At 72.1% G+C, this 3,820-nt stretch carries 2 protein-coding genes and 1 pseudogene; 1 reads left to right on the top strand and 2 read right to left on the bottom strand.

Annotated elements, in window-relative coordinates; translation table 11 throughout:
• Positions 1-75: 75 nt before the first annotated feature.
• Both CCN72_RS20390 and CCN72_RS20395 read right to left on the bottom strand, forming a co-directional pair.
• Positions 76-2,217 carry a putative bifunctional diguanylate cyclase/phosphodiesterase gene (locus CCN72_RS20390; RefSeq protein WP_086808765.1) on the bottom strand — a complete coding sequence of 714 codons (2,142 nt, stop codon included), beginning with the start codon at positions 2,215-2,217 and terminating at the stop codon, positions 76-78.
• A complete protein-coding gene (locus CCN72_RS20395) occupies positions 2,214-3,026 on the bottom strand; it encodes an SAM-dependent methyltransferase (RefSeq protein ID WP_086808766.1) in 813 nt (270 codons plus the stop codon). The genes CCN72_RS20390 and CCN72_RS20395 overlap by 4 nt, the downstream gene beginning before the upstream one ends.
• A 413-nt stretch (positions 3,027-3,439) precedes the next feature.
• Here CCN72_RS20395 and CCN72_RS20400 point away from each other — a divergent pair.
• Positions 3,440-3,820, top strand: a pseudogene (locus tag CCN72_RS20400) (hypothetical protein); the annotation flags it as partial.

The raw sequence follows: 3,820 nt of genomic DNA on the forward strand, positions 1-3,820 counted from the left end.
TCGCGCCCACGCGGCGGAGCCGCGTGTCGATACAGCCCCGCGCCCCTGAGCGGGCGGGGCTGCGCCCCGGCCCGCTCATCCCTTCGCGTCCGCCAACGCCAGATCGTGGAGCCGCTCCGGTGGGCCCGGGCGGGCGTAGTACCAGCCCTGGGCCGTGTCGCAGCCCAGGACGCGGAGTTGTTCGGCCTGGGCGCCGGTCTCCACGCCCTCGACGGTAACGGCGAGGTCGAGGCTGTGGGCGAGGGTGACGATGCCCTCGACGATCTTCAGGTCCACGGGGTCGGCGGGGAACTGCTGCATGCCCTGGGTGAAGGAGCGGTCCAGTTTGAGGACGCTCACCGGCAGGCGGCGCAGATTGGCCAGGTTCGAGTAGCCGGTGCCGAAGTCGTCCAGGGCGATGTCCACGCCCATCTCGGCGAGTCTGCGCAGGGGTTTGAGCAGATCGTCGTCGGCGCCGATGAGCGCGGACTCGGTGACCTCCAGGCACAGCGCGTCGGGGGTGACGCCGGCGCGTTCGAGGATGTCCACCGTGTCCTGGACCAGACCGGGGTGGCTGAGCTGGCACGGGGACAGGTTGACGTTGATCCGCAGCGGCCCGGCGTCCTGGCCGCCGTGCCGCACCCGCCAGGCGCGGGCCTGCCGGATCGACTCCTCCAGGACCCAGCGGCCGAGCGGCACGATCAGCCCGGTGTGCTCGGCGAGCGGGATGAAGCGGTCGGGGCCGAGCACTCCGTGCTGCGGGTGCAGCCAGCGCACCAGCGCCTCCGCGCCGCGCACGCTGCCGTCGCCGAGGTGCACCAGCGGCTGGTACTCGATGAAGAACTCGCCGCGTTCCAGGGCGGTGGGCAGGGCCGTGGTCAGGCCGTGCCGGGTGATGGCGCGGGCGTCCGCCTCCGGGTCGGCCAGCTCGGAGCGGTTGCCGCCCGCCGACTTGGCCCGGTACATGGTGATGTCCGCGCTGCGCAGCACCTCGGCGGCCGTACGCTCGCCCGCCGGGCCCTCCACGATGCCGAGACTGCCGCGCACCAGCAGGTCACGGCCGTCGATGCTGATCGGGGTGACCAGCGCGTTCATGATGCGCTCGGCCAGCTCGTCCACGGTGCGGTCGGTGCCGGGGCCGGTGGTCAGCGCCACGAACTCGTCGCCGCCGAGCCGGGCGACCATCTCGCCGGGCGCGGTCGCGCAGGACTGGAGGCGGTCGGCGACCTCCACCAGGAGCCGGTCGCCGGCCGCGTGGCCGAGGCTGTCGTTGATGGTCTTGAAGCCGTCCAGGTCGAGGTAGCACAGCCCGAAGCGCTGGCCGTCCCCGGCGGCGAGGACCTTCTCCAACCGCTCGAAGAACAGCGTGCGGTTGGGCAGTCCGGTGAGCGCGTCGTGCGTCGCCTCGTACCGCAGCCGCAGATTGAGCAGCCGGCGCTCGGTGGTGTCCTCCATGAGCGCGAGCTGGTACTGCGGTCTGCCGTCGGCGTCGCGCAGCAGGGAGACCGTCAGATTGGTCCACAGCACCGTGCCGTCGGGCCGGTTGAAGGCCTTCTCCAGGTGGTAGTGCTCGCGCTCGCCGCGGACCAGTTCGTCGTAGAGCCGCCAGGTCTGCGGGGCGTCGTCGGGGTGGGTCCAGTCCTGCACCCGGCGGCCGCGCAGCGACTGCTGGGGCTGCCCGAACATGCGCAGCAGCGCCTCGTTGACCTGGAGGATGTGGCCGTCGAGGTCGGCGATGCCGATCCCTATGGCGGCGCCCTCGAAGACCGCGCGGAACCGGGCCTCACTCGCGTGCAGCGCCTGCGCCACCACGCCCTGGGCCCGCAACGCGGCCTGGGCGATGGACTCTTGCTCGGCGAGGGTGCGCCGGCGCAGCGCATGCGCGTAGCCCGCGGCCATCGCGTGCTGCAACCGCGAGGAACGCATGCGCAGTTCGTCCTGCGGGCCGTCCCCGCCGCAGTAGAGCACCAGGTAGGCGTCCACGCAGTCCAGGGTGCGTGAGAGCGCCTCGGGATCGGTGCAGTGCGCCTCGACCAGGGCGGCGCCGACCGCCTTCGCGGCGTCCGCGTCGAAGCTGCGGGCCCGCAGCAGCTCGCTCAACCGGCGCCCGAGGGGAAGGAGTTGTTCCTCGAACTCGGCGCGGGTGAGCGACGTGGAGGTCACCGGGTACAGCGCCCGGCTCCAGATCGTCGTCAGCCGGCGCAGTCTGTCCTCCGGCCCGTCCGGTTCCGCGCTCACGCCGTACGCCCCACGCCGGCGTATCCGGCGAAGGCGAACGGATCCTCGTCCTCCGGCGCGGATTCCGGGCGCCAGAGCGGCATCGGCACCAGTCCGGGTTCCACCATGTCGTACCCCTCGAAGAACCGCGCGACCTCGTCGCGCGAGCGCATGATCAGCGGGTTGCGAATGTCCTTGTATACGTCCACCGCGCCCTCGGCCCGCTCCGCGGACACGGGGATTCCCTCGTACGAGGCATGGGTGAGGATCAGCATGCTGCCGGGCGCGAGCGCCTCGCGCAGCTCGGCCACCGCCCCGTAGGGGTCGTCCGCGTCTTCCACAAAGTGCAGTATGGCAACGAGGAGGAGGGCGACTGGCCGGTTCAGGTCGATCAGGCGGCCCACTTCGGGGCTGGCGAGGATCTCCTGCGGCTTGCGCAGGTCCGCCGCGGCCACGTCCGCGCTCTCGTTGCCCGCGAGGACGGCCTGGCTGTGCGCGACGGCGACCGGGTCGTGGTCGACGTAGACGACATGCGCGCCGGGGACGGCGGCCTGGGCTATCTCGTGGACATTGCCGTACGTCGGGATGCCGGAGCCGATGTCCAGGAACTGGGTGATGCCCTCCTGGCCCGCGAAGCGCACGGCCCGGCGCAGGAAAGCCCGGTTGGCCTGCATCGTCTTGGGCAGCCCCGGCATGAAGTCCATGGCCTTGCGGGCGGCCTCCCGGTCGACCTCGAAGTTGTGCGAACCGCCCAGGTAGTAGTCGTAGATGCGCGAGACGCTCGGCACCGAGATGTCGATGCTGCGTGGGGCCCAGGCGGGACGCTCCATTATCTCTCCAAGGCGGGGACGTGGACGTAGGCGATCCGGTGTTCGAGCAGAGGCTACTGATCGCCCGCCAAAGGAGCGACCCGAACCGGAAATTGACCATCCGTTCCCGGTCACTGCCTGCGGGAAGTGCCCGACCGACCCCGCTCGGTGACGTTCGGGGGCCGGGGTCCGCGTCGACCGCCGTCCACCGCACGCCAGCGGGACGGGTGACGCCTCGCGAGGCCCTCTGTTTGACGATCCGGTGACGCCCCCGCATGGATGAAGGGTCGAACTGAGGTGCCTTTTCGGCCATGTCGGACTCATCCGATCGTCAAACCGCTGATCGGCTTTATCCCTCCTTCGGACCAATACCGCCGCAGTCCGGGTTACGGCCGCCGCGCGCGTCCCATGATCTTCGGGTGCATGGACTCCACGTGACCCGACGCGCGCCCGCCCCAAGGGTGTTGGCCCTGCTGGCGCTGGCCTGCGCGCTGACGGGCTGCCCGGTCGGCCATGCGTCGGCCGACGCCTGCGCGTACGCATCCACGGGGCCGGACGGCACGGTGGCGGTGGCCTCGGCGGGCGATGTCTCGGTCGTGGCCTCGGGGGGTGGCGGCTCGGCCTTCGCGGGCGGTGCCTGGGCCTTCGCGGGCGCCGGCTCGGCCTCCGCCGACGGCCCACCGGCCCCGGCGGGCGGTGCCCCGGTCGCCATGGGGGGCGCCTCGGTGACCCTCTCCGGCGGCCGTCACCACCGGCCGGCTCCCCCGTACCACCACCACCGGCCGCCGCACCGGCACTGCCCACCGCCGCCGCCC

Origin of the sequence: Streptomyces murinus (assembly GCF_002154555.1) — a bacterium.
Classification (GTDB): domain Bacteria; phylum Actinomycetota; class Actinomycetes; order Streptomycetales; family Streptomycetaceae; genus Streptomyces; species Streptomyces murinus.

Coding starts and splice junctions, on each gene's coding strand:
- CCN72_RS20395 (WP_086808766.1), bottom strand. CDS start 3,026: ATGGAGCGTCCCGCCTGGGCCCCACGCAGCATCGACATCTCGGTGCCG.